This is a genomic window from Microaerobacter geothermalis (assembly GCF_021608135.1).
Lineage (GTDB): Bacteria > Bacillota > Bacilli > DSM-22679 > DSM-22679 > Microaerobacter > Microaerobacter geothermalis.
In genome coordinates this window covers 1-22170 of sequence record NZ_JAKIHL010000047.1, presented here as the reverse complement: position 1 = coordinate 22170, position 22170 = coordinate 1, and the positions used below count along the sequence as shown (strand labels likewise).

Sequence of the window (22170 nt, the reverse complement as noted above, 5' to 3'; positions counted from 1 at the left end):
ATGCAGCTAGTAAAACCAGAACGTATTTAGGTTCCAAGTATTGGGCACTTAGCAGACGACGAGGCCAGAAAAAGGCAACCATAGCCATCGCTCATAAGATCTTAGTCATTGTCTATCACATCCTGTTTAATTCCCTCCCGGGTCATACTGATCTAAAAATGTCAAGTGCTTGGTATCAATTTCCAGATAAAAATGGGTATAGGGATGCCCGGGATAATCGTTGTAAATGTTTCCAGTAGTTATGATGCAGTATTCTTCTGAACTTCGTATTATCTGTTCTACATTTGTTTTTTTATTTCTTTCATTACTTCTATAAATCTGTTGACTTCTTCCACCGTATTAAAATAGCTAAAACTAATTCTCACCGACCCCAATTGGGAAGTTCCTGCTGTTTCATGAGCCAATGGTGTACAGTGAAATCCTGCCCTGACCGCTATTCCATAATAATCATCTAAAATAAACGCTAGTTCATTGGGATCCAGTCCTTCTAAGTTAAAAGAAATGACTGCCGTTCTGTTTACACCAGGAGGAGGACCATAAACAGTGATCCCATCCATATTTATTAACTCTGAAAGACAATATTGGGTTAATTGTTGTTCATGTTCCCATATCTGACCGACTCCTGTCTTTAATACAAATTCAACGCCTGCCGCCAACCCTGCAATTCCAACGGTATTGGGGGTACCGCTTTCAAATCGTTCAGGTCGTTCTTTGGGTTGGTCAATCGATTCCGAATGGCTTCCAGTCCCCCCTAAAATAAGAGGGGTTAATTCCAATGAGGGATGGATATATAATCCTCCTGTTCCTTGGGGACCATATAATCCTTTATGTCCTGGAAAAGCCAACAAATCAATGTTATCCCTTTCCACATTTATGGAAATAGCTCCTGCCGATTGGGACGCATCTACCATAAATACAATTCCTTTCCCCTTTGCCCAACGACCCAATTCGCCAATAGGAATTATCGTACCCAACAGATTGGATGCATGGGACACCACTAACAACTTGGTATTTGGTTTGATAAGTGTATCAAGTTCTTTTAAAGATACAGTTCCATCCAATGCTACTTCTACATAAGAAAGTTCAATTTTTCCCAATTTCGAAAGGTATTCCAAGGGTCTTCTTACAGAATTATGTTCTATCATTGTAGTAATTACGTGGTCCCCTTCCTGTAACAACCCTTGTATACCCTGATTAATCGCTCCCGTGGCATTTGGAAAAAATGAGATGTCATTAGGATTAGTAACGGCAAAAAGTTTTGCTAACAAGTTTCTACATTGAAACAAAGTTCTGCCCGCCCTTATCGAAAGCTGATGACCTCCCCTTCCGGGATTTGCAGCATATTCCCGTATACAGGTCATCATCGCCATTTCCACTTCAGGAGGCTTAGGCCATGTTGATGCTGCATTATCGAAATAGATCACAAAACCACCTCATTCTTAAATGCATTTTTATGTTTTTATCTGGTCATAATTTCTATAATCCGTTCCAAATCTTCCTTTGAAAAAAATTCAATTTCTATTTTCCCTTTGTCTTTTTTCGGCCGAATGTAAACCTTTGTGCCAAAAATACCTCTTAATTTTTCTTCAGATTCAGTGATGTAAATATCTTTTGTTTCCTTTTTCTTTTTTTTCGCAACGGTGTTCATTTCTTTAATTTGATCTTCCAACTGTCTTACACTTAACTTTTTTTTCATCACTAATGATGCCAACTCTTTCATTTTCTTTGAATCTTTAACCGCTAACAATGCCCTTGCATGCCCCATCGATAATGTTCCACGTGAAACATAATGCTGAATTTCTTCAGGAAGTTGCAGCAAACGTAAAAAATTAGTGATATGTGGTCTGCTTTTCCCAACTTTCTTTGCCAACTCATCTTGGGTCAACTGAAATTGTGTCATTAATTGGTGATATGCCTGAGCTTCTTCAATGGCATTCAAATCTTCCCTTTGAAGATTTTCTATTAATGCGATTTCCATAACCTGCTGATCTGTGAATTCTTTTACAACTACTGGAACTTTGTCTAAGTGAGCCTGTTGAGCAGCTCTCCAACGTCGTTCACCAGCTACAATTTCATATCCCCGTAAAACCTTTCTAGCAATTATCGGCTGTATGATTCCATGTTCTTTAATGGATTCAGCTAGTTCATCCAATGCCTCCTCAGAAAAGGTTTTCCTCGGCTGATATGGATTGGCCCTCAATTTATGAATTTCCACTTCAATGACGCTTTCTTCATCAAGGCTATGATTTGATGAAATTAATGCATCTAAACCCCGTCCAAGTCTCTTATTCATTGGCAATCACTTCCTTAGCCAGATCTAAGTATACCTCGGCACCCCTTGATTTCGGATCATAACTGATAATAGACAAACCATGGCTCGGTGCTTCACTCAGTCTTACATTTCTCGGAATAATGGTTTGGTAGACCCTATCTCGAAAGTACTTTTTTACTTCTTCAATCACTTGAATCCCTAAATTGGTTCTTGCGTCAAGCATAGTCAGTAAAACTCCGTCAATCACTAAATCTTGATTTAAATGTTTTTGTACAAGACGAATGGTATTTAATAATTGACTTAACCCTTCCAAAGCATAGTATTCGCATTGAATAGGGATAATAACTGAATCTGCTGCCGTTAATGAATTTACCGTAAGAATACCCAAAGAGGGGGGACAATCAATGATTAGATAATCATAACGATCTCTAATTTCATTCAATGCTTTTTTTAAACGAACTTCCCTTGATATGGTAGGAACCAATTCAATTTCTGCACCAGCCAACTGGATGGTTGCTGGAATGATATCCAAACCATCTTGACTTGTAGATATAATGGCGTCAGCAGGATGTATATCATTAATCAAGACATCATATATGCAATATTTTACATCTCCCTTATTGATGCCAATCCCGCTGGTTGTATTCCCCTGAGGATCTATATCTATGAGTAATACTTTTTTCCTAAAATAAGCCAATCCTGCACCTAAGTTCACAGAAGTGGTTGTTTTTCCCACACCACCTTTTTGATTGGTAATTGCTATTACTTTCCCCATAGGGTACACCTCTTTCTCATAGCTATTTATTTCTTAAACCTACTCATATATACGCCGACTAATAATACACATTTGCTCAATCAGGAGATAAGCGGCGGTAAAAAGTGAAATGTTTGTGTCTCACGATTCATCAAAAAAATTTTAAAGCGCAAAACAAAGTAGCCCATTGGGCTACATTTATCTGTTCGTTATTTTTTCTTAGGAATTTTTATGGTAAATTGGTAATATTCATCCATGTCTTCTTCTTCCGTTTCAATGGTTAACCCATTTTTTAAGATCATGTCAACGGATTGGCGAACGGTGTTTATTGCCAAACGGACATCCTTAGAAAAGGATATTCGTGTCGGTCTTTTTTCTTTCCTGTTTTTATTTAATAATTGCTCTATCCTCGCTTCCGTCTGTTTTACATTTAGTTCTTTCTCAATAATTTCCTTTAATAGTTGTAGCTGAGTATCTTCATCCTTTATGGAAAGCATTGCTCTGGCGTGTCTTTCCGTAATCAAGCGATTCCTTAGGGCCTCTTGAATACTGGAAGGCAACTGAAGAAGCCTTAACTTATTGGCGATAGTTGATTGTCCCTTCCCTAATCTTTGAGCCAAGCTCTCTTGAGTTAACTGATGAAGATCAATTAACTGCTGATATGCAATAGCTTCTTCTATCGCTGTTAGTTCCTCCCTTTGGAGATTCTCAATTAAAGCAATGGAAGCGGATTGGGTGTCATTAAAATCTCTTACAATTGCGGGAATGGTCTCCAATCCTAATTTTTTAACCGCTCTCCATCTTCTTTCCCCAGCAATAATTTCAAATTGATTTTCTCTTTGTCTGACGATAATCGGCTGAATAATACCATGGGTTTTAATAGTATGGCATAATTCCTCAATTTTTTTATCATTAAAAACTGAACGAGGTTGAAAAGGATTTGGAATAATTTGATCAACAGGTATTTGACGAATAACATCCGCTTCCTGCTTCTCAGCCAATCCAAATATTCGAGAAAAATGATCTCTCACAATATACACCACCTAATCCCTTTGCTAAAAACAAGGATATATATCATTTCGCCACTGGCTTATTGATTCCTTCTAACTTGAAGAGAGAATATTTCATGTTTCACGTGAAACATTGAATCCATGATATAATATGTTAGGATATATTAAAAAGGAGAATGCAAATAGAGATAACGATTAGGGAGATTGTCATGAAAATAATAATAAAATTGATTATCCTTTTATTCAGCTTGTTTTTTATACTTCCCAATCATATTTTCGTGATAGAAATAGATACGGTTACGTATAAGAGGGAACATATCGTAAAAAAAATAAAGACACACAAATGGGTAAACAAATTTCTTTGTTTATTCTTGTCTATTTTAACACCTAAAAAGGTAGATACAAAGATGAATTACTTCTTCCAAGAAAAAAACAGAAGGAAAAAGGAAGGAAATTTACCGTTATTGCTAGCGACCATTCCAAAAAAATACGGAGGGAATTACAGGGATAAAATCCTCTTCATATAGAAATCCTATTGAAGAGGAGGAATCTGCATGACAGCAAAAGAAATTTTTTTAATGATTGGAATCACTATTTTGGGAATTATCGGGGCTGCAGTCATGGGAATATTATTTCAACAACAATTCTAAACGTGCGAGGCTTAAACAATTCTTTGACACATCAAAAAATAAAAACCCTTTCTTTTATAGTTGTGGAACGATAGATTTACACGTCCGCCAGTCAAGTTGAGCATAGAAAATACTTCAGGTGGATTGTTATTCATCATCTGAAGTTTAATTATGCCGCACAGGACGTGCCAATGTCGACAAGGAATCAGAACGCTGTGTTTTTGTCGACAACTTGTCTAAGAGCTTACCGCCACTTGCTGGTAGATAATAAGCGAATATTTCTAGTGGCGGTTAGCTACAAGGACAGAAAAAGAGTTGCGAATACAAACTCAAAGGCTGTCCTTAGTGAATTCTTTGATATGAAAATACCTTTTCATATCAATTTGTGACCCTGCGGGTCATGTATGTTTAGTTCTGTCTCTGTAGATTAAGAAAGGGTTTTTCTTTATTTTACAATTGGCTGTTTACTGGGAATACCAGGTTTTCTTGGATACTTATCCGGAGTCTTCTTTATTTTCCTGATATAAATAATGGATCTCTTGCCCATATCATAAGGAAGTTCAAAAATTTCTTCCCGAGTCACTGTTCCCCCCAGGATGCGAATAGCATGTAGGGCTTCCATCATCTCTGATTTAATATCATTGCCTTTCATGGCAATAAATTGACCATCAACGGATGTCAATGGAAGACACAATTCAGAGAGGACCTGCATCTTGGCAACAGCTCTTGCCATAACCGCATCAAATTTTTCCCGGTACTTTTTATTTTGTCCCAATTCTTCAGCTCTCCCATGGATCAATTCAATATGATCCAATTTTAATTCCCTTGAAAGATAATGAAGAAATTGTATCCTCTTATTCAATGAATCAATAATGGTTACCTTAAGATGAGGAAATAAAATTTTTAATGGTAAACTGGGAAAACCTGCACCTGCCCCAACGTCCGCCAGTTTACTGATGGATTCAAAGGGATAGAAGAATGATGGTGTCATCGAATCATAAAAGTGCTTCACATAAACTTCCTTGAAATCGGTAATTCCAGTTAAATTCATTCTCTTATTCCATTCAATAAGCAATTGATAGTAAAGTGATAATTGTTGCCATTGCTTAGCTGTCAACTGAATCCCATAATCAGCTAGGTGAGATTGGATAAACTGATTATCAACCAATCATTAGGCCCCCTTTCTTCCCTGCTCTAAATAAATCAATAAAATTGAAATATCTGCAGGGGTAACTCCGGAAATCCGGGAAGCTTGACCAATGGAAATGGGCCGTATCTTATTTAATTTTTCTCTTGCTTCAATGGATAATCCCTTCACATGAGCATAATTCAAATCTGCAGGGATTTTTTTCTTATCCATTTTTCTCATCTTGTCAACCTGTTGCATCTGTTTTTCGATATATCCCCAATATTTAATTTGTATTTCTACCTGCTCAGCCACATCTTTTGGCACCTCATAGGGAGGAGGTGCAATTTGGGCAATATCCTGATAGGTTAATTCCGGACGGCGAAGTAATACAGAACATTCAATGGCATTATTTAACTCAACGGATCCTGCATTTAACAGCACCTTTTGAGTATTGGCATCGGGTCTAGCCTTTGTATTATATAGCCTTTCGATTTCCCGTTGAATCAATTCCTTCTTTTTCGTAAATCTCTTATACCGCTCTTCTGATATTAGGCCAATTTCATATCCGATATCTGTAAGCCTTAAATCTGCATTATCATGCCGAAGCAATAACCGGTATTCAGCACGGGATGTCAAAAGTCTATAAGGTTCATTGGTTCCCTTAGTGACCAAATCATCAATTAATACACCGATATAAGCTTGTGAACGATCCAAAATCACGGCTTCTTTTCCTTGAACTTTCCTTGCAGCATTGATTCCAGCCATGATTCCTTGACCTGCCGCTTCTTCATATCCCGATGTTCCATTTAATTGACCTGCCGTATATAAGTTGGGGATCAACTTGGTTTCCAATGAAGGCCAAAGCTGAGTAGGTACAATTGCATCATATTCTATGGCATATCCGGGCCTCATCATTTGTGCATGTTCTAACCCGGGGATAGAACGGAGAATTTCCAGCTGTACATCCTCTGGCATGGAAGTGGATAATCCCTGAACATATATTTCAGAGGTCACCCTTCCCTCAGGTTCCAAAAAAATCTGATGCCTAGGCTTATCATGGAAGCGGACAATTTTATCTTCAATAGACGGACAATAACGGGGACCTGTTCCCTCAATCATTCCTGAATACATCGGTGAACGAGACAGATTCTGATTAATAATTTGATGAGTTGTTTCGCTGGTATAAGTTAACCAGCAGGGCAGTTGATCGGTAATAAATTGTGTTGTTTCAAATGAGAAGGCACGGGGTTCCTCATCACCTGGCTGAATCTCTGTTTTTGAATAATCAATGGTGTCTTTGTTAATCCTTGGTGGCGTTCCTGTTTTAAAGCGCACCAAATCAAATCCCAACTCTTTTAAATGGAGGGATAAATTAATGGAAGGCTGCATGTTATTTGGCCCGCTTTCATAGGAAAGATCCCCGATAATAATGCGTCCACGAAGGTAGGTTCCAGTGGTTAAAACCACCGTTTTACTCCGATACTCTGCCCCCGTTTTTGTAACAACCCCTTTACATTGCCCATCCTCTATGATGAGTCTTTCAACCATCCCTTGTCTTAATAACAAATTTGGTGTTGACTCCATGGTTTTTTTCATTGTTTGCTGATATAAAAATTTGTCAGCTTGAGCCCTTAAAGCATGAACTGCAGGCCCTTTTCCTGTATTTAGCATCCTCATCTGAATATGGGTTTTGTCAATATTCTTCCCCATTTCTCCACCTAGGGCATCAATTTCTCTGACCACGTGCCCTTTAGCAGGACCGCCAATGGAAGGATTACATGGCATATACGCCACGGCATCCAAATTTAAAGTTAAAGCGAGTGTTTTACACCCCATTCTGGCAGCGGCCAATGCCGCTTCACAGCCGGCATGTCCCGCACCAACGACAATGACATCAAATGTACCGCCATAATATGAACATTTCATTCTATTCACTCCTTACTTACCGAGACAAAACTGAGAAAAAATTTGATCAATAAGATCTTCGTTTACGGTTTCACCTGTAATCTCTCCTAATAATTCCCAACCACGCTTATAATCAATAGAAACTGTATCTATAGGTATCCCCATCCTGACTCCTTCCATTCCATCGTGAATGGCTTTTTCGGCTTGTCTTAAAAGAGAGATATGCCTTGAATTACTTACATAGGTTATATCATCTCCATGCAACTGTCCAGAGAAAAACATCCTGGATATCATATTCTCCAAATCCTCTATTCCTTTATCTTCAAGTAAAGAAAGTTTAAGAATATTTTCAGTAGAAAAAAGTCCTTCTATTCGTTTCATATCTATTTTTTGAGGCAAGTCTATCTTGTTGATAATCACAATGGTATTCATTGATTTCACAAGATCAATCAACTTAAAATCCTCTTGAGTTAATTCGTCACCGTAATTTAACATGAATAAAATTAAATCTGCCTTTTTTAACATTTCCCTCGATTTTTCAACACCGATTTTCTCAACCACATCATCTGTTTCACGTATTCCAGCCGTATCAATCAACTTCAAAGGAACTCCCCTTACGTTTACATACTCTTCAATAACATCCCTTGTTGTCCCTGGAATATCCGTTACAATAGCTTTACTTTCTCTAGCCAAAGTATTCAATAATGATGATTTCCCTACATTGGGACGCCCCACAATCACGGTTGACAAACCTTCCCTCAAAATTTTGCCTTGTTCAGCAGTTAACAGTATATTTTGGATTTCTTTTTTTACCTCTTCCCCTTTATCAAGAAGCAACTGTTGAGTAACTTCCTCCACATCATGCTCTGGATAATCAATGGTGACCTCAATATGAGCCATTACCTCTAGAAGAATTTCTCTTAATCGTTTAATTCTCTTGGATAATCGGCCTTCCATTTGTGATAGAGCCACACTCATGGCTTTATCTGTTTTCGAACGGATTAAATCTATAACCGCTTCCGCCTGGGTTAAATCAATTCTTCCGTTTAAAAAAGCCCGTTTCGTAAATTCCCCCGGCTCTGCCATTCTTGCACCTTGATCCAGTATAAGCTGCAATACCTTTTGAACTGAAATTATTCCGCCGTGACAATTGACTTCAACAATATCTTCTTTCGTAAAAGTTCTAGGCGCCCTCATAACCGAAACTAAAACTTCATCTATCATCTGATTGGTTTGTGGATAAATTAATTTTCCATAATGTATGGTATGACTATCCACAGTGGATAACTTTTTACTCCCTCTAAATACATTATCCACAATGGGGATAGCATCTTTTCCGCTTACACGTACGATGGCAATTCCTCCTTCCCCCATTGGGGTAGAAATTGCCGCAATAGTATCCATATCCATCTTCTTATCACCGTCCTATAAAAGAGTGTATGCTTATATTTCCCCTAATCATAGGGAATATATAGGGAATTCAACAAAGGGTACAATAAAATCCACCTGAACAGGTGGATTTAAACAATGATCATGATATTCCTTTATTTCATAGTAATAATGACACGCCGGTTAGGCTCCTCCCCATAACTGTAGGTTCGAACCTTATCATGATCCTGAAGGCGAGTATGAATTATTTTCCGCTCCATCGGATTCATTGGCTCCAAGGTAACCTGCTGCTTGGTTTTCATTACTTTTTGCGCCAGACGATCAGCCAAATCCTCCAAAGTTTTTACCCGTTTTCCACGATAGTTTTCAGCATCCAATACAACTCGAATATGTTCCTCACTATAACGGTTGATTACTACATTGACAAGATACTGAAGGGCATCTAAGGTCTGACCCCGTCTGCCTATAACAAGCCCCAATCCATTCCCCACAATATTAAAAGTTACCTTTTCGGAATCATTGAAAGTTTCCACCGTCGCCTTAAGACCCATCTTAGCTAATACATTTAGCAAAAACTTTTTCCCTTCAAGTATAGGATCTATTTTTAAGGAAACTTCAACTACAGCATCCTTGGCTCCAATCAATCCGAATAATCCTTTGCTGGGCTCCTCAATGATCTGAATCTCTACCTTTTCTCTATCCACTTGCAATTGGGAAAGGGCTTTTGCCACCGCTTCATCAATGGTTTTTCCGGTTACTGTAATCTTTTTCACTTGACAGTACCCTCCTGTTTTTGCCCATGATATTGATCACGCATAAAATAGGTTTGAATGATTGTGAAAATGTTTCCGTACACCCAGTATAATGAAAGCGCAGATGGAAGGGTAATCGCAATAAATAATATCATGGCAGGCATGATATACAACATCATCTGGGCTTGAGGATTATTGTTAGCAGTGCCCATCATTTTAGTTTGCAAATAGGTTGTTACTGCTGCAAGTAGAGGCAAGATGTAATAAGGATCGGCCTGTCCGAGATTTAACCACAAAAACGTGCTTGTACCTACTGATGGATCCCTCATAATCGCCTGATAAAAAGCAATAAGGATTGGCATTTGAACCAATAATGGAAGACAGCCGCTTAAAGGATTAACATTATGTTTTTGAAAGAGCTTCATGGTCTCTTCCTGGACTTTTTGCTGATTATCCTTATACTTTTCCTTAATTTTTTGTAATTCCGGCTGCAAAGCTTGCATCATTTTTGAACTGCGAAGCTGTTTAATCATCAAAGGTAAAGTAGCAAAACGAACAATTAAAGTAACCGCCAAAATTCCTAAACCATAATTATTAAATAATGTTTTTGATGATTTATCCAATAACCAGGCCATCGGAAAAACGAAATACCGATCCCAAAAACCGCCATTAGGATCAATCGGTTTTGAGTAAGATTGCGGTGAACAGCCTGTTGCAATCAGTATCAAAAGAAGCAGTAGTAACAAAATAAGAATATGACGTTTCTGCAAATAAAATTCCTCCTTATGAAACAGTTATTTAATAATTATGGCAGCGGATCGATTCCCCCAGGATGAAAAGGATGACACTTTGCAATTCTTTTCATGGTCATCCATCCTCCCCTCCAAGGACCATACTTATTCACAGCCTGCAGCGCATACATGGAACAAGTGGGATAAAATCGGCAAGTTGGAGGTTTTAAAGGAGAAATTACTTTTCGATAAAACTGAATGATGAATATAAAAATCCTCTTCATCTCTTTGCCTCTCTATTTGAATTAAAAACTTGGGCTCGCTTAAATACATGAATTAAATGAGAAACCACTTTGTCAAATGAAAGATCAACAACCGGCTTTCTAGCAATGATGACAAAATCTATATGATCAGGTATTCTCGGTTCAATTTGCCTTAATCCCTCACGAATTAATCGTTTCACTCGATTTCTTACAACTGCTCCCCCAAGCTTTTTACTAACGGAAATTCCAAACCGGTGAACATGATCCCCTTTATTCGTAACAAAATAAAGGACAAAGTAACGATTAGCCACAGATTTTCCCAATCGAAACACTTGTTGAAACTCTTTATTTTTTCTTAGTCTGTGAACTTTTTTCAACATCCACACTCCAAAGGCCATGAATATATGTATTCCTAGTATTGGTGTAATAGAAAACAGATAAACCAAACTGAATCTATTTTATCATGTCTCCATCCTTATGTCTAAGATGAAAAAAGACCACAATTCATGTGGCCTAAGCAGACAATACTTTTCTTCCTTTTCTACGGCGGGCACTTAACACTTTCCGGCCATTTTTTGTACTCATTCTTTTACGAAAACCATGAACCTTTTTGCGCTTGCGCCTATTTGGATTATAGGTCGGTTTAGCCATATATTACACCTCCTCTGAGGAAAAAAACAAATTTTATGCAGTCCTAAACATTATAAAAACTTAATCAAATGATGTCAAGGACATTTGATGGACATGTTTTTTCTGATCTAAAAAACATTATCCACATGTGGATAATAAATCAAGAATAGTAAGACAACCCAATTCAACAAATTATGCACATAATCACGATTGTGAATAAAAAACATGTGAATCTTGTCAATTCTGTGGATTATTTGTCGAAAACCGTTGTCACTAAAGGGAGAATTTGATATCATTACTTTGTTTCTCTCTGTGGACTTTTTTTATATTCGCTTAAGTTAATCACAGTCTGTGGATAACTCTGTGGACAAATTCTATTTTTGTGAATAATTTTATTTACACGTCTGTGTACAAGTCAATATAATTCTTCTAGTTTCTATTCAGATATTGTGTATTTACTGTGGATAATAAATGTTTCGCCTAAGGGGGGAAGGGTGTGGAAAATTTAAGCCTTTTATGGCAAGAAGTATTAGATTCGATCAAAAACAAAATAAGCAAACCGAGTTTCGAAACCTGGTTAAAATCAACCGAAGCTGTCTCCCTAAATAATAATGTTCTCATCATAAATACCCCAAATGAATTTGTCAGAGATTGGTTAGAAACAAAATACTCTCCACTAATTTCAGAAACCCTATTGCAACTGGTAGGATCAGAAATAAAGGTCAGATTTGTGATTCCCCAACATACCGAGCATTCAGAAACAATGGACGATCTTATTCATCAAACAAAACAGACAAAAGAAAACAAAACTCTCACTCAAGATGATCACCAACAAACGATCTTAAATAATAAATATACTTTTGATACTTTTGTAATCGGATCCGGAAACCGATTCGCCCATGCTGCTTCTTTGGCTGTGGCAGAAGCGCCAGCAAAAGCATATAATCCGTTATTTATATATGGGGGGGTTGGTTTAGGAAAAACCCACTTGATGCACGCTATTGGACATTACGTTATGGAACAAAATCCTAAAGCCAAGGTGGTTTATTTATCGTCTGAGAAATTTACCAATGAGTTTATCAACTCCATCCGTGATAACCAGACGATTAATTTTAGAAATAAATATAGAAATGTTGACGTGCTGTTGATTGATGATATTCAGTTTTTGGCAGGAAAAGAACAAACCCAGGAGGAATTTTTTCATACCTTTAATACGTTGCATGAGGAAAGTAAACAAATCGTCATTTCCAGTGATCGGCCGCCAAAAGAAATTCCAACGTTAGAAGACCGGCTCCGCTCAAGATTTGAATGGGGATTAATTACCGATATCCAACCACCTGATTTAGAAACCAGGATCGCTATTCTAAGGAAAAAAGCAAAGGCAGACAATTTAGATATTCCCAATGAAGTCATGATATATATTGCCAATCAAATCAATACCAACATCAGAGAATTGGAAGGAGCCCTCATCCGGGTTGTTGCTTATTCGTCTCTCATTAATAAGGACATGGACGTGGATTTAGCTGCGGAAGCATTAAAAGATATTATTCCATCCTCTAAGCCCAGGATCATCACTATTTTTGATATTCAAAAGGTTGTGGGGGAACAAATGGGAGTCAAGATTGAAGAATTAAAAGCAAAAAAAAGAACCAAATCCGTAGCTTTTCCCAGACAAATTGCCATGTATCTGTCCAGGGAGCTTACTGATTATTCCCTGCCTAAAATAGGAGAAGAATTTGGAGGTAGAGATCATACCACCGTCATTCATGCCCATGAAAAAATAACTAAACAACTTCAATCGGATCCCAAATTACAAAAATTGATTAAAGATCTTATTAATAGGATCAAAGGTTAAATTAGTCGGGTGAAAATGAAAACCTATGCACAAGTTATTAACATGTGTATAGGTTTTCATTATCCTACTTCAACCTGGTTATTCACATATTCACAACCCTTATTACTACTACTAATAAAATATAATATAATAAATATAATCATATGCTCGCAGTTTTAAGAATATGTATAATTTTCTCGGAGGGAATTATGAAATTAATAGTGAATCGGGAAGTATTATCCGAAAATATCCAACATGTTTTAAAGGCTGTTTCCACTCGTACAACCATCCCAATACTCACTGGAATAAAATTTTCCGTGGATGAAAATGGACTTGAACTAACCGCCAGTGATTCTGACATTTCCATAAAATGCACAATTCCATTCGAATTAGAGAATAAACCCGTGTTGAAATTGGAAAGAATGGGTAGTGTCGTATTACCTGCCCGTTATGTAAGTGATATGATAAAGAAGTTACCTCAGCAAGAAATTTGTTTTGAAGTAAACGACAGATTTATTACATCCATTCGTTCAGGCTCATCTGAGATTACTTTAAATGGACTTGATCCAGAAGAATTTCCTTTACTTCCATACATCAGGGAAGAAAAAATTATTAGCATTCCAAGCATGCTGCTAAAATCTATGATCAGACAAACAGCTTTTGCCGTTTCAACATCTGAAACAAGACCGATCTTAACAGGAATCATGTGGTCGTTAGAGGAAGGTAAACTTAAATTTACCGCTACGGACAGTCATCGATTGGCTAGCCATGAAGTATATGTTGAAAGCGGAGAGCACCTCTCTTTTACGAATATTGTAGTTCCAGGGAAAAGTATGAATGAACTTTTTAGAATCATTCCAGAAAATGATGATTTAATTGATATTATTGTGACTGATAATCAAATTTTATTTAAATCAGAAAATATCTTATTTTATTCACGTCTTTTAGAAGGAAATTATCCAGATACAACAAGAATTATTCCACAAACCAGCAAAACGGAAATTTTGGTTAAGACAGAAGAATTATTATCGGCTATAGAAAGGGCATCCCTCATAGCAAAGGATAATAAGAACAATGTAGTAAAACTGGTAACCAATCATAACGAACATATTGAAATTACCTCGTTTTATCCAGAAATCGGAAAAGTTACTGAAATAATCTCTACAGAAAAAATAGATGGAGAGGAAATTAAAATTTCCTTTAATGCTAAATTTATGTTAGACGCCCTTCGCTCCATTGATGATTCTCAAGTATATATTAGGTTCACTGGTGCGATGAGCCCATTTGTGATAAAGCCAATAAATAATGATATGATGCTACATCTCATTTTGCCTGTCAGAACTTATTAGAACTTATTAGGAGTAAAGAAAATGAACAAAGAAATTGTTGAAATTCAAACCGAATACATTACATTAGGACAAATTCTTAAGTTAAGTGGGATTGTGGATACAGGAGGACAAATTAAAACCTTTTTAACTAATGAAGAGATCTTTGTGAATGGAATCATGGAAAAAAGAAGAGGGAAAAAATTATATCCCGGTGATATAATTACATTTTGGGATAATGAAATACATGTTAAAAGACGAGCCTAGGAGGGGACCCCTTGTTTTTAAATAGGCTTCAAGTTCAACAGTATAGGAACTACAATCATATTGATTTATCTTTTCATTCCTCATTAAACATTTTTTTAGGGAAAAATGCACAAGGAAAGACCAATTTATTGGAGAGCATATACTTGTTATCATTAGGTAAATCCCATCGAACCTATAAAGATAAAGAATTGATTCAATGGGATAAAGAGACTAGCAATATTAAGGGTTTTATTGAAAAAAAATACGGAAAACTTCAATTGGATATCTTGTTAACCGGAAAAGGAAAAAAAGTTTCGCTAAACGGAATCGAGAAAAAAAGGTTAAGTGAATTTATTGGTAACCTTAATGTCGTGATGTTTGCTCCTGAAGATTTAACCATTGTTAAAGGAACTCCTCAAATTAGAAGAAAGTTTCTCGATATGGAAATTGGTCAAATTCATCCCATTTACATTCATCATCTATCGAATTTCAATAAAATTGTACATCAAAAAAATCAATTTTTAAAAAATTCCTTTGGCAAAAGTATAAATCATGCTTTAATGGATATTTGGAATCAGCAATTAGTTTCTGTTGCGGTTCCTATCTTGAAAAAAAGATTATTTTTCTTAAAGAAATTGGAAACCTATGCCAATGACATTCATCAAAAAATAACACATGGGAAAGAATCGTTATCCATCAAGTATGTCCATTCTACTCCTTTTCAACATGAACTTTCTGATGATGAAGCCCAAGAGGTTCTCTTAAGGGAATTTAATGCAATTAAACAAAGGGAAATGCTTAGAGCCACAACATTAATTGGGCCCCATAGAGATGATCTTCAATTTTTTATTAACGACATCAATGCTCAAGTTTATGGATCACAAGGTCAACAAAGAACCGTAGCATTGTCTATCAAATTGGCAGAAATCGAATTAGTAAAGGAAGAAGTAGGGGAATACCCTCTTCTTTTGCTTGATGATGTTCTTTCTGAATTGGACGATGAAAGGCAAACTCAGCTTCTTTCTACGATTCAGGAAAGAGTGCAGACATTTGTGACAACAACCAATATTGAAGGTCTAAACAAATCTACCCGGGAGTTATCAGATATTTTTTTTGTAAACAATGGAAAGATTAGCAAAAATGCATTTGGTTAAGAGAGGTGAATGCTTTGTTTTTCCACATAGGAGGGTATGTTACGATTCCGCTAAAACAGATCGTTGCCATTATTGATGGAAATACGAATGAATTAACAAAAAAGAATAAGCTGTTTTTAGAAAAAAATAAAAAAAGAGAGAAATTTGTAGTCATAGCTGAAAATGACATAAAATCATATGTGGTTACAACAGACAAGGTGTATGGATCCCCCATATCATCTTTAACCCTTAAACGAAGGGCGCAGTTAATTTAAAATATTCATGATTTAATTAGGTACTTAATGAGAGTAGGTGAATGTTTTGTCAGTGAAACAGCATTCCTATGATGAAAGTCAAATTCAAGTGTTGGAAGGTCTTGAAGCCGTTCGAAAAAGACCAGGAATGTATATTGGTTCAACAAGCAGCAGGGGTTTACACCATTTAGTATGGGAAGTGGTGGACAATAGTATTGATGAAGCGTTAGCCGGTTATTGCGATGATATCCAAATTACGATTCATCGAGATAATACGGTATCTGTTACAGATAATGGTAGAGGAATCCCGGTCGGCCTCCATCCCAAATTGGGTAGATCTGTTGTTGAAGTAGTTTTAACTGTTCTTCATGCCGGTGGTAAATTTGGCGGGGAAGGATATAAAGTTTCCGGGGGATTACACGGTGTGGGTGTTTCCGTTGTAAATGCCCTATCTGAATGGTTGGAAGTAGAGGTAAAAAGGGAAGGGAAGATCCATTTTCAACGTTATGAGCGCGGGAAACCTACTAGAGATCTAGAAATAATTGGTAATACCGATAAAACCGGAACTAAGGTTACTTTTAAACCTGATCCGGAAATTTTTACGGAAACGACGGAATTTGACTATGATATCCTGCAATCCCGTTTACGCGAATTGGCATTCTTAAATAAAGGCATTCGAATATCCCTTACTGATGAAAGATTAGAAAAAGGAGATGTATTTAAATATGATGGGGGGATTATATCTTTCGTACAGCATTTAAACAGAAACAAGGAAAAAATCCACGAAACCCCCATCTATATTTCAGGAGAAAAAGATGGGATCGATGTGGAGATTTCTCTGCAATATAATGATGGTTTTGCCAGCAATATTTTTTCCTATGCAAATAATATCCATACTCATGAAGGCGGAACCCATGAATCGGGATTTAAAAGTGCTCTGACTAGAATTATTAATGACTACGCGAGGAAGAATAATTTACTGAAGGAAAATGACACGAATCTCTCTGGAGAAGATGTAAGGGAAGGCTTAACAGCTGTTATCAATGTGAAAATTCCTAATCCACAGTTTGAAGGACAAACCAAAACAAAATTGGGAAATAGTGAAGCCAGATCTATCGTGGAATCCCTTTTCGGGGAGTATTTCAGCATGTATCTGGATGAAAATCCTTCAGATGCGAAGAAAATTGTGGAAAAGGCAATATTGGCGGCTAGGGCCCGTGAAGCGGCAAGAAAGGCAAGGGAACTAACCAGACGGAAAAATGCCTTAGAAGTGAGCTCACTACCGGGTAAATTAGCGGATTGTTCCTCAAAGGATGCTTCTATTAGTGAATTATATATTGTTGAGGGAGATTCAGCCGGTGGATCAGCCAAACAGGGAAGGGATAGAAATTTCCAAGCCATTCTCCCCCTAAGAGGAAAAATTATTAATGTGGAAAAGGCCAGATTGGATAAGATTTTATCCAATACAGAAATCAGGGCGATTATTACTGCATTAGGAACAGGAATTGGAGATGATTTTGATATTTCTAAAGCTAGATACCACAAGATCATTCTAATGACAGATGCTGATGTTGACGGAGCCCATATCCGCACCCTACTGCTTACTTTTTTTTATAGATATATGAAAAACTTAATTGAGTCTGGATATGTTTATATCGCACAACCTCCCCTTTATAAAATTCAACAGGGGAAAACCATTCGATATGCCTATAATGATAAACAGTTGGAACAAATCAAAAAAGAATTGGGAAAAAAACCTGAACCTTCGATTCAGCGATACAAAGGACTTGGAGAGATGAACCCGAGTCAATTGTGGGAAACGACAATGGATCCTGAGAGCAGGACATTATTACAGGTGACATTACAGGATGCAATTGATGCAGATGAAATCTTTGAAACGTTGATGGGAGATAAAGTGGAGCCTAGAAGAGATTTTATACAGGAACACGCAATATATGTTCGAAATTTAGATATCTGATAAGACTTTATATATAGTTGAAACATCCATTTACGTCAAGTAACGGAGGTTATTATGGTTCAACAATCAAATATACAAGAAATAAATATCAGTCAGGAAATGCGTAATTCTTTCTTGGATTATGCAATGAGCGTAATTGTAAGCCGGGCTCTTCCTGATGTTCGGGATGGACTTAAACCTGTTCATCGTCGGATATTGCACGCGATGAATGAATTAGGTATGACTCCTGATAAACCATATAAGAAATCTGCCCGTATCGTCGGGGAAGTTATCGGTAAATATCATCCCCATGGCGATGCTGCTGTTTACGAGACGATGGTTCGAATGGCTCAGGATTTTTCTTATCGTTATCCATTGATCGACGGGCATGGAAACTTTGGATCAGTAGATGGTGATTCTGCTGCAGCCATGCGTTATACGGAAGCAAGGCTATCCAAAATTGCTACTGAATTATTGAGGGATATCAATAAAGAGACTGTTGATTTCGGAGATAATTATGATGGTTCTGAAAAGGAACCTGTTGTTTTGCCTTCCCGGTTTCCAAATCTATTGGTTAATGGAACTGCAGGAATTGCCGTAGGCATGGCCACCAACATTCCTCCTCATAATTTAAGTGAGGTCATTAGGGGAATTCTACAATTAATCAAAAACCCGGATATCACTAATGCTGAACTAATGAAATCGATTAAAGGACCTGACTTTCCTACCGGAGGAATTATATTGGGCCGGGATGGCATCAATAGGGCATATGAAACCGGAAAAGGAATCATCACGATTAGGGCAAAAGCTCATATTGAAGAATTAAATGGTGGAAAAAGCAGGATTGTCGTTACCGAACTTCCGTATCAAGTCAATAAAGCGAAATTAGTGGAAAAGATTGCCGAATTGGTCAGAGAGAAAAAACTAGATGGAATTACAGATTTAAGGGATGAGTCTGACAGAAACGGCATGAGGGTGGTCATTGAATTAAGAAGAGATGTGAATGCCAATGTGGTTCTGAATAATCTTTACAAGCAAACAGCTCTTCAAACCACCTTTGGAATCATTATGCTGGCGTTAGTGGAAGGTGTTCCGAAGGTTCTTAACTTAAAACAAACCCTATATCATTACCTTGAACACCAAAAAGTAGTGATTCGCCGGAGAACAGAATATGATTTAAAAAAGGCAGAAGCAAGAGCTCATATTCTAGAAGGTTTAAGAATTGCATTAGATCATTTAGATCAGGTTATTTCTCTCATCCGTGCCTCTCAAACCGCAGAAATTGCCAGAGAGGGATTAATGAACCAATTTCAATTAACTTATGAACAGGCCCAAGCAATCCTGGATATGCGCTTACAGCGATTAACAGGATTGGAACGGGAGAAAATTGAAGGAGAATATGCAGAATTAATTACAAAAATTGCTGAGTTAAAAGGGATTTTGGCTGATGAACAAAAGATTTATCACGTAATCTCTGAGGAATTAGAGGAGATTAATACGAAATACGGGGATTCGCGTCGTACTCAAATCTCTTTGACGGAAGAGGAAATCAATATTGAGGATTTAATAGAAGAAGAAGATGTGGTCATTACTTTAACCCACCAAGGATATATCAAGCGTCTGCCCATTACAACCTATCGTAGTCAGAAGAGGGGAGGCAGAGGGGTACAAGGAATGGGTACCAGAGAAGATGATTTTGTTCAACATCTTTTCATTACCAGTTCCCATGAGTATTTATTGTTTTTTACCAATAAAGGGAAGGTATATCGACTAAAAGCCTACGAAGTACCGGAGCTGGGAAGAACGGCAAAGGGGACCCCAATTATCAATTTGATACAAATTGAAAAAGGAGAATACGTTAATGCGGTTATACCTGTAAAAGAATTTGATACGGAACAATACTTATTTTTTGCTACCAAATCGGGGATTGTTAAAAAGACGTCTTTATCAGAGTTTGCCAATATTAGAAAAGGCGGCCTGATTGCCATAAACTTGAAGAATAACGATGAATTAATCGGTATTCATTTAACCGATGGCAGCCAGGAAATTATCCTCGGTACCCATCTAGGAATGTCCATTCGTTTTCCGGAATCTGATGTGAGAACCATGGGTAGAGCGGCAACGGGGGTAAAGGGAATCACGTTATCACCAAACGATTTTGTCATAGGAATGGATATTGTAAAGGAAAATTCGGAAGTTTTGATTGTTACTAAAAAGGGATATGGGAAACGAACACCAATTTCGGAATACCGTGTTCAAACCCGAGGCGGAAAGGGAATAAAAACTTTAAATGTCACCCCAAAGAATGGAGAAATTGTTTCGCTTACCGTGGTAACTGAACAAGATGATTTAATGATTGTTACCAATTTGGGAATGGTTATCCGATTACAGATAAATGATATTTCGATAATTGGCCGTTACACCCAGGGAGTTCGATTAATTCGCATTGAAGAAGATCAAGAAGTGGCCACCGTTGCACGAATTGAAAAAAATGACGAAGCATAAATGATAAAAATAAAGAGGAATAAGGGACATAACATATAATATAGAAAACAGGGTAACACATGGTTGCCCTGTTTTCATACTATCCTTTGTATTACTCCATTTTTGTAAAAAATGAATGGGTTGAGGAGGTGAACCCAATGGAAAAAGTAAGTGTTTCATCACTTCGAACCGGTGAAGTTCTTGCTGAAAATGTATTCACTCCTTTGGGGGGTCTTTTATTTTCAAAAGGGGAAAGAATAAATCAGAGGGAAATTGATATTTTAAAGGCTTTTTTTATTCCTCAGGTTTATATTGAGACAGAAAAAAAGATGAATCGACCCTCAATTGTCCAAATTGCTGAAGGAAAAAATGAAAATAGAGAAAGGTTAATGAAGCAGCCTTCCAAAGAATCAGAGGTGAAGGATAGGACTAACCGATACGAAGAAGCATATAAAAATAGTGTTGCACTGGGAAAAAAGATCATGGATATTGTTTTTGGTGGACATTCCATTCCTATTCTAGAAATTAGACAAACCATTATTCCTATGATTAAAGAGGCACAAAACCAACCGAATATCCTTTCAATCTTATCGAAGATAGAGCATGTGGATTCCTATCGTTATCACCATATGGTTTCTGTCAGTATTATTTCGTCCCTTATTGCAAGATGGATTAATCTTCCCGAAAAAGATTGGGTTCAAATTGGGTTGGCTGGATTTCTTCACGATATTGGATTTGCCAAATTAACCCCCCAGATACTATATAAAAAAGGGCCCCTCACTCAGGAGGAGTATGAAGAAGTAAAAAGACATCCTGTTTATGGTTATCAAATATTAAAGGATGTTCCAGGGTTAAATGAAGGGGCTAAGTTAGCAGCCCTACAGCATCATGAAAGGGAAGATGGAACAGGATACCCCTTAGGAATTGAAAGTAATCAAATTCATGTCTATTCTAAAATTATTGCAGTGGCAGACATTTTTCATGCCATGTGTTCAGAACGACATTACAAGAAACCAAACTCGCCCTATGTTGTGTTGGAACATTTATTAAACGACAGCTTTGGGAAATTAGATCCACAGGTGGTCCATTCATTTGTTCAACAAATGACACAATTCTCAACTGGTACAGTCGTTCGATTAAATAATGGAGAGTCAGGGAAGATTATTTTTGTTGATAAAAATAATCCAACACGTCCATACCTTGAAGTAAATGGAAAGATTATTAATCTTATCAGGGAAAAAAGCCTAAACATACAAGAGATAATCACCGTTGATTTACCACAAATTACCTCTTGATAATATATTGTATCCATGATATATTATTTCTTGTCGCCGCGATGGGGCGGTGAAGAGGGAAGGAAGAAAGATGTACCTTGAAAACTGAACAGTGCAGAAGCCAAGCGAACCCTGAAGATTCAAATGGAGTAAGGAAGAGTCTAAGGGACTCATAAGGATAGAAGAGCAGATTAAACTT

Annotated in this window: 20 protein-coding genes and 1 pseudogene; 9 read left to right on the top strand and 12 right to left on the bottom strand. The window is 37.2% G+C overall.

Annotation, left to right across the window (positions count from 1 at the left end; genetic code table 11):
• Positions 1-239, top strand: a pseudogene (locus L1765_RS14225) (hypothetical protein); the annotation flags it as partial.
• A 39-nt stretch (positions 240-278) separates the two neighbouring features.
• On the opposite strand, the gene L1765_RS14220 reads toward L1765_RS14225, so the two are convergent.
• The 12 genes from L1765_RS14220 to rpmH all read right to left on the bottom strand — a co-directional run bounded on the left by L1765_RS14220 (position 279) and on the right by rpmH (position 11485).
• A complete protein-coding gene (locus L1765_RS14220) occupies positions 279-1424 on the bottom strand; it encodes an aminotransferase class V-fold PLP-dependent enzyme (RefSeq protein WP_236408154.1) in 1146 nt (381 codons plus the stop codon).
• Positions 1425-1459: 35 nt separating this feature from the next.
• Positions 1460-2293 (bottom strand): ParB/RepB/Spo0J family partition protein, encoded by an 834-nt coding sequence (locus L1765_RS14215; protein ID WP_236408153.1) that lies wholly within the window; start codon positions 2291-2293, stop codon positions 1460-1462.
• On the bottom strand, positions 2286-3047 hold the full coding sequence (locus tag L1765_RS14210; protein WP_236408152.1) for a ParA family protein: 762 nt from the start codon (positions 3045-3047) through the stop codon (positions 2286-2288). The genes L1765_RS14215 and L1765_RS14210 overlap by 8 nt, the downstream gene beginning before the upstream one ends.
• Before the next feature lie 188 nt (positions 3048-3235).
• Complete coding sequence (gene noc / locus L1765_RS14205; protein WP_236408151.1) at positions 3236-4057, bottom strand: nucleoid occlusion protein; 822 nt, start codon at positions 4055-4057, stop codon at positions 3236-3238.
• Positions 4058-5110: 1053 nt separating this feature from the next.
• Positions 5111-5833, bottom strand: coding sequence for a 16S rRNA (guanine(527)-N(7))-methyltransferase RsmG (rsmG, locus tag L1765_RS14200; RefSeq protein WP_236408150.1), 723 nt, complete (start codon positions 5831-5833; stop codon positions 5111-5113).
• A gap of 3 nt (positions 5834-5836) precedes the next feature.
• On the bottom strand, positions 5837-7720 hold the full coding sequence (gene mnmG / locus L1765_RS14195) for a tRNA uridine-5-carboxymethylaminomethyl(34) synthesis enzyme MnmG (RefSeq protein WP_236408149.1): 1884 nt from the start codon (positions 7718-7720) through the stop codon (positions 5837-5839).
• 12 nt (positions 7721-7732) lie between these two features.
• Positions 7733-9109, bottom strand: a complete 1377-nt coding sequence (gene mnmE / locus L1765_RS14190) for a tRNA uridine-5-carboxymethylaminomethyl(34) synthesis GTPase MnmE (RefSeq protein ID WP_236408148.1) — start codon at positions 9107-9109, stop codon at positions 7733-7735.
• A 134-nt stretch (positions 9110-9243) separates the two neighbouring features.
• A complete protein-coding gene (gene jag, locus L1765_RS14185) occupies positions 9244-9861 on the bottom strand; it encodes an RNA-binding cell elongation regulator Jag/EloR (RefSeq protein ID WP_236408147.1) in 618 nt (205 codons plus the stop codon).
• A complete protein-coding gene (yidC, locus tag L1765_RS14180; RefSeq protein ID WP_236408146.1) occupies positions 9858-10610 on the bottom strand; it encodes a membrane protein insertase YidC in 753 nt (250 codons plus the stop codon). Before yidC ends, jag begins: the two co-directional genes overlap by 4 nt.
• A 35-nt stretch (positions 10611-10645) precedes the next feature.
• Positions 10646-10855 carry a membrane protein insertion efficiency factor YidD gene (gene yidD / locus L1765_RS14175; protein ID WP_236408145.1) on the bottom strand — a complete coding sequence of 70 codons (210 nt, stop codon included), beginning with the start codon at positions 10853-10855 and terminating at the stop codon, positions 10646-10648.
• Entirely contained in the window at positions 10852-11211 is a 360-nt protein-coding gene (rnpA, locus tag L1765_RS14170) for a ribonuclease P protein component (RefSeq protein WP_236408144.1), read from the bottom strand. Before rnpA ends, yidD begins: the two co-directional genes overlap by 4 nt.
• Before the next feature lie 136 nt (positions 11212-11347).
• On the bottom strand, positions 11348-11485 hold the full coding sequence (gene rpmH / locus L1765_RS14165; protein WP_236408143.1) for a 50S ribosomal protein L34: 138 nt from the start codon (positions 11483-11485) through the stop codon (positions 11348-11350).
• Positions 11486-11960: 475 nt separating this feature from the next.
• On the opposite strand from rpmH, the gene dnaA reads away from it, so the two are divergent.
• The 8 genes from dnaA to L1765_RS14125 all read left to right on the top strand — a co-directional run bounded on the left by dnaA (position 11961) and on the right by L1765_RS14125 (position 21992).
• On the top strand, positions 11961-13319 hold the full coding sequence (gene dnaA / locus L1765_RS14160) for a chromosomal replication initiator protein DnaA (RefSeq protein ID WP_236408142.1): 1359 nt from the start codon (positions 11961-11963) through the stop codon (positions 13317-13319).
• Between the two features lie 188 nt (positions 13320-13507).
• On the top strand, positions 13508-14647 hold the full coding sequence (gene dnaN / locus L1765_RS14155) for a DNA polymerase III subunit beta (RefSeq protein WP_236408141.1): 1140 nt from the start codon (positions 13508-13510) through the stop codon (positions 14645-14647).
• A gap of 21 nt (positions 14648-14668) precedes the next feature.
• Positions 14669-14890, top strand: coding sequence for a S4 domain-containing protein YaaA (gene yaaA, locus L1765_RS14150; RefSeq protein WP_236408140.1), 222 nt, complete (start codon positions 14669-14671; stop codon positions 14888-14890).
• A gap of 11 nt (positions 14891-14901) precedes the next feature.
• On the top strand, positions 14902-16023 hold the full coding sequence (recF, locus tag L1765_RS14145) for a DNA replication/repair protein RecF (protein ID WP_236408139.1): 1122 nt from the start codon (positions 14902-14904) through the stop codon (positions 16021-16023).
• Positions 16024-16037: 14 nt separating this feature from the next.
• On the top strand, positions 16038-16277 hold the full coding sequence (gene remB, locus L1765_RS14140; protein WP_236408138.1) for an extracellular matrix regulator RemB: 240 nt from the start codon (positions 16038-16040) through the stop codon (positions 16275-16277).
• Between the two features lie 46 nt (positions 16278-16323).
• On the top strand, positions 16324-18234 hold the full coding sequence (gyrB, locus tag L1765_RS14135; RefSeq protein WP_236408137.1) for a DNA topoisomerase (ATP-hydrolyzing) subunit B: 1911 nt from the start codon (positions 16324-16326) through the stop codon (positions 18232-18234).
• A gap of 54 nt (positions 18235-18288) precedes the next feature.
• The gene (gene gyrA, locus L1765_RS14130; protein ID WP_236408136.1) at positions 18289-20718 is read left to right on the top strand and encodes a DNA gyrase subunit A; all 2430 of its coding nucleotides are present in this window, start codon (positions 18289-18291) and stop codon (positions 20716-20718) included.
• A gap of 137 nt (positions 20719-20855) precedes the next feature.
• Positions 20856-21992: an HD-GYP domain-containing protein gene (locus L1765_RS14125; protein WP_236408135.1), complete on the top strand. Its 1137-nt coding sequence runs from the start codon at positions 20856-20858 to the stop codon at positions 21990-21992.
• Positions 21993-22170: the final 178 nt, after the last annotated feature.

Coding starts and splice junctions, on each gene's coding strand:
- L1765_RS14215 (WP_236408153.1), bottom strand. CDS start 2,293: ATGAATAAGAGACTTGGACGGGGTTTAGATGCATTAATTTCATCAAAT.
- L1765_RS14210 (WP_236408152.1), bottom strand. CDS start 3,047: ATGGGGAAAGTAATAGCAATTACCAATCAAAAAGGTGGTGTGGGAAAA.
- mnmG (WP_236408149.1), bottom strand. CDS start 7,720: ATGAAATGTTCATATTATGGCGGTACATTTGATGTCATTGTCGTTGGT.
- mnmE (WP_236408148.1), bottom strand. CDS start 9,109: ATGGATATGGATACTATTGCGGCAATTTCTACCCCAATGGGGGAAGGA.
- yidD (WP_236408145.1), bottom strand. CDS start 10,855: ATGAAGAGGATTTTTATATTCATCATTCAGTTTTATCGAAAAGTAATT.
- rpmH (WP_236408143.1), bottom strand. CDS start 11,485: ATGGCTAAACCGACCTATAATCCAAATAGGCGCAAGCGCAAAAAGGTT.
- dnaN (WP_236408141.1), top strand. CDS start 13,508: ATGAAATTAATAGTGAATCGGGAAGTATTATCCGAAAATATCCAACAT.
- yaaA (WP_236408140.1), top strand. CDS start 14,669: ATGAACAAAGAAATTGTTGAAATTCAAACCGAATACATTACATTAGGA.
- gyrA (WP_236408136.1), top strand. CDS start 18,289: ATGGTTCAACAATCAAATATACAAGAAATAAATATCAGTCAGGAAATG.
- L1765_RS14125 (WP_236408135.1), top strand. CDS start 20,856: ATGGAAAAAGTAAGTGTTTCATCACTTCGAACCGGTGAAGTTCTTGCT.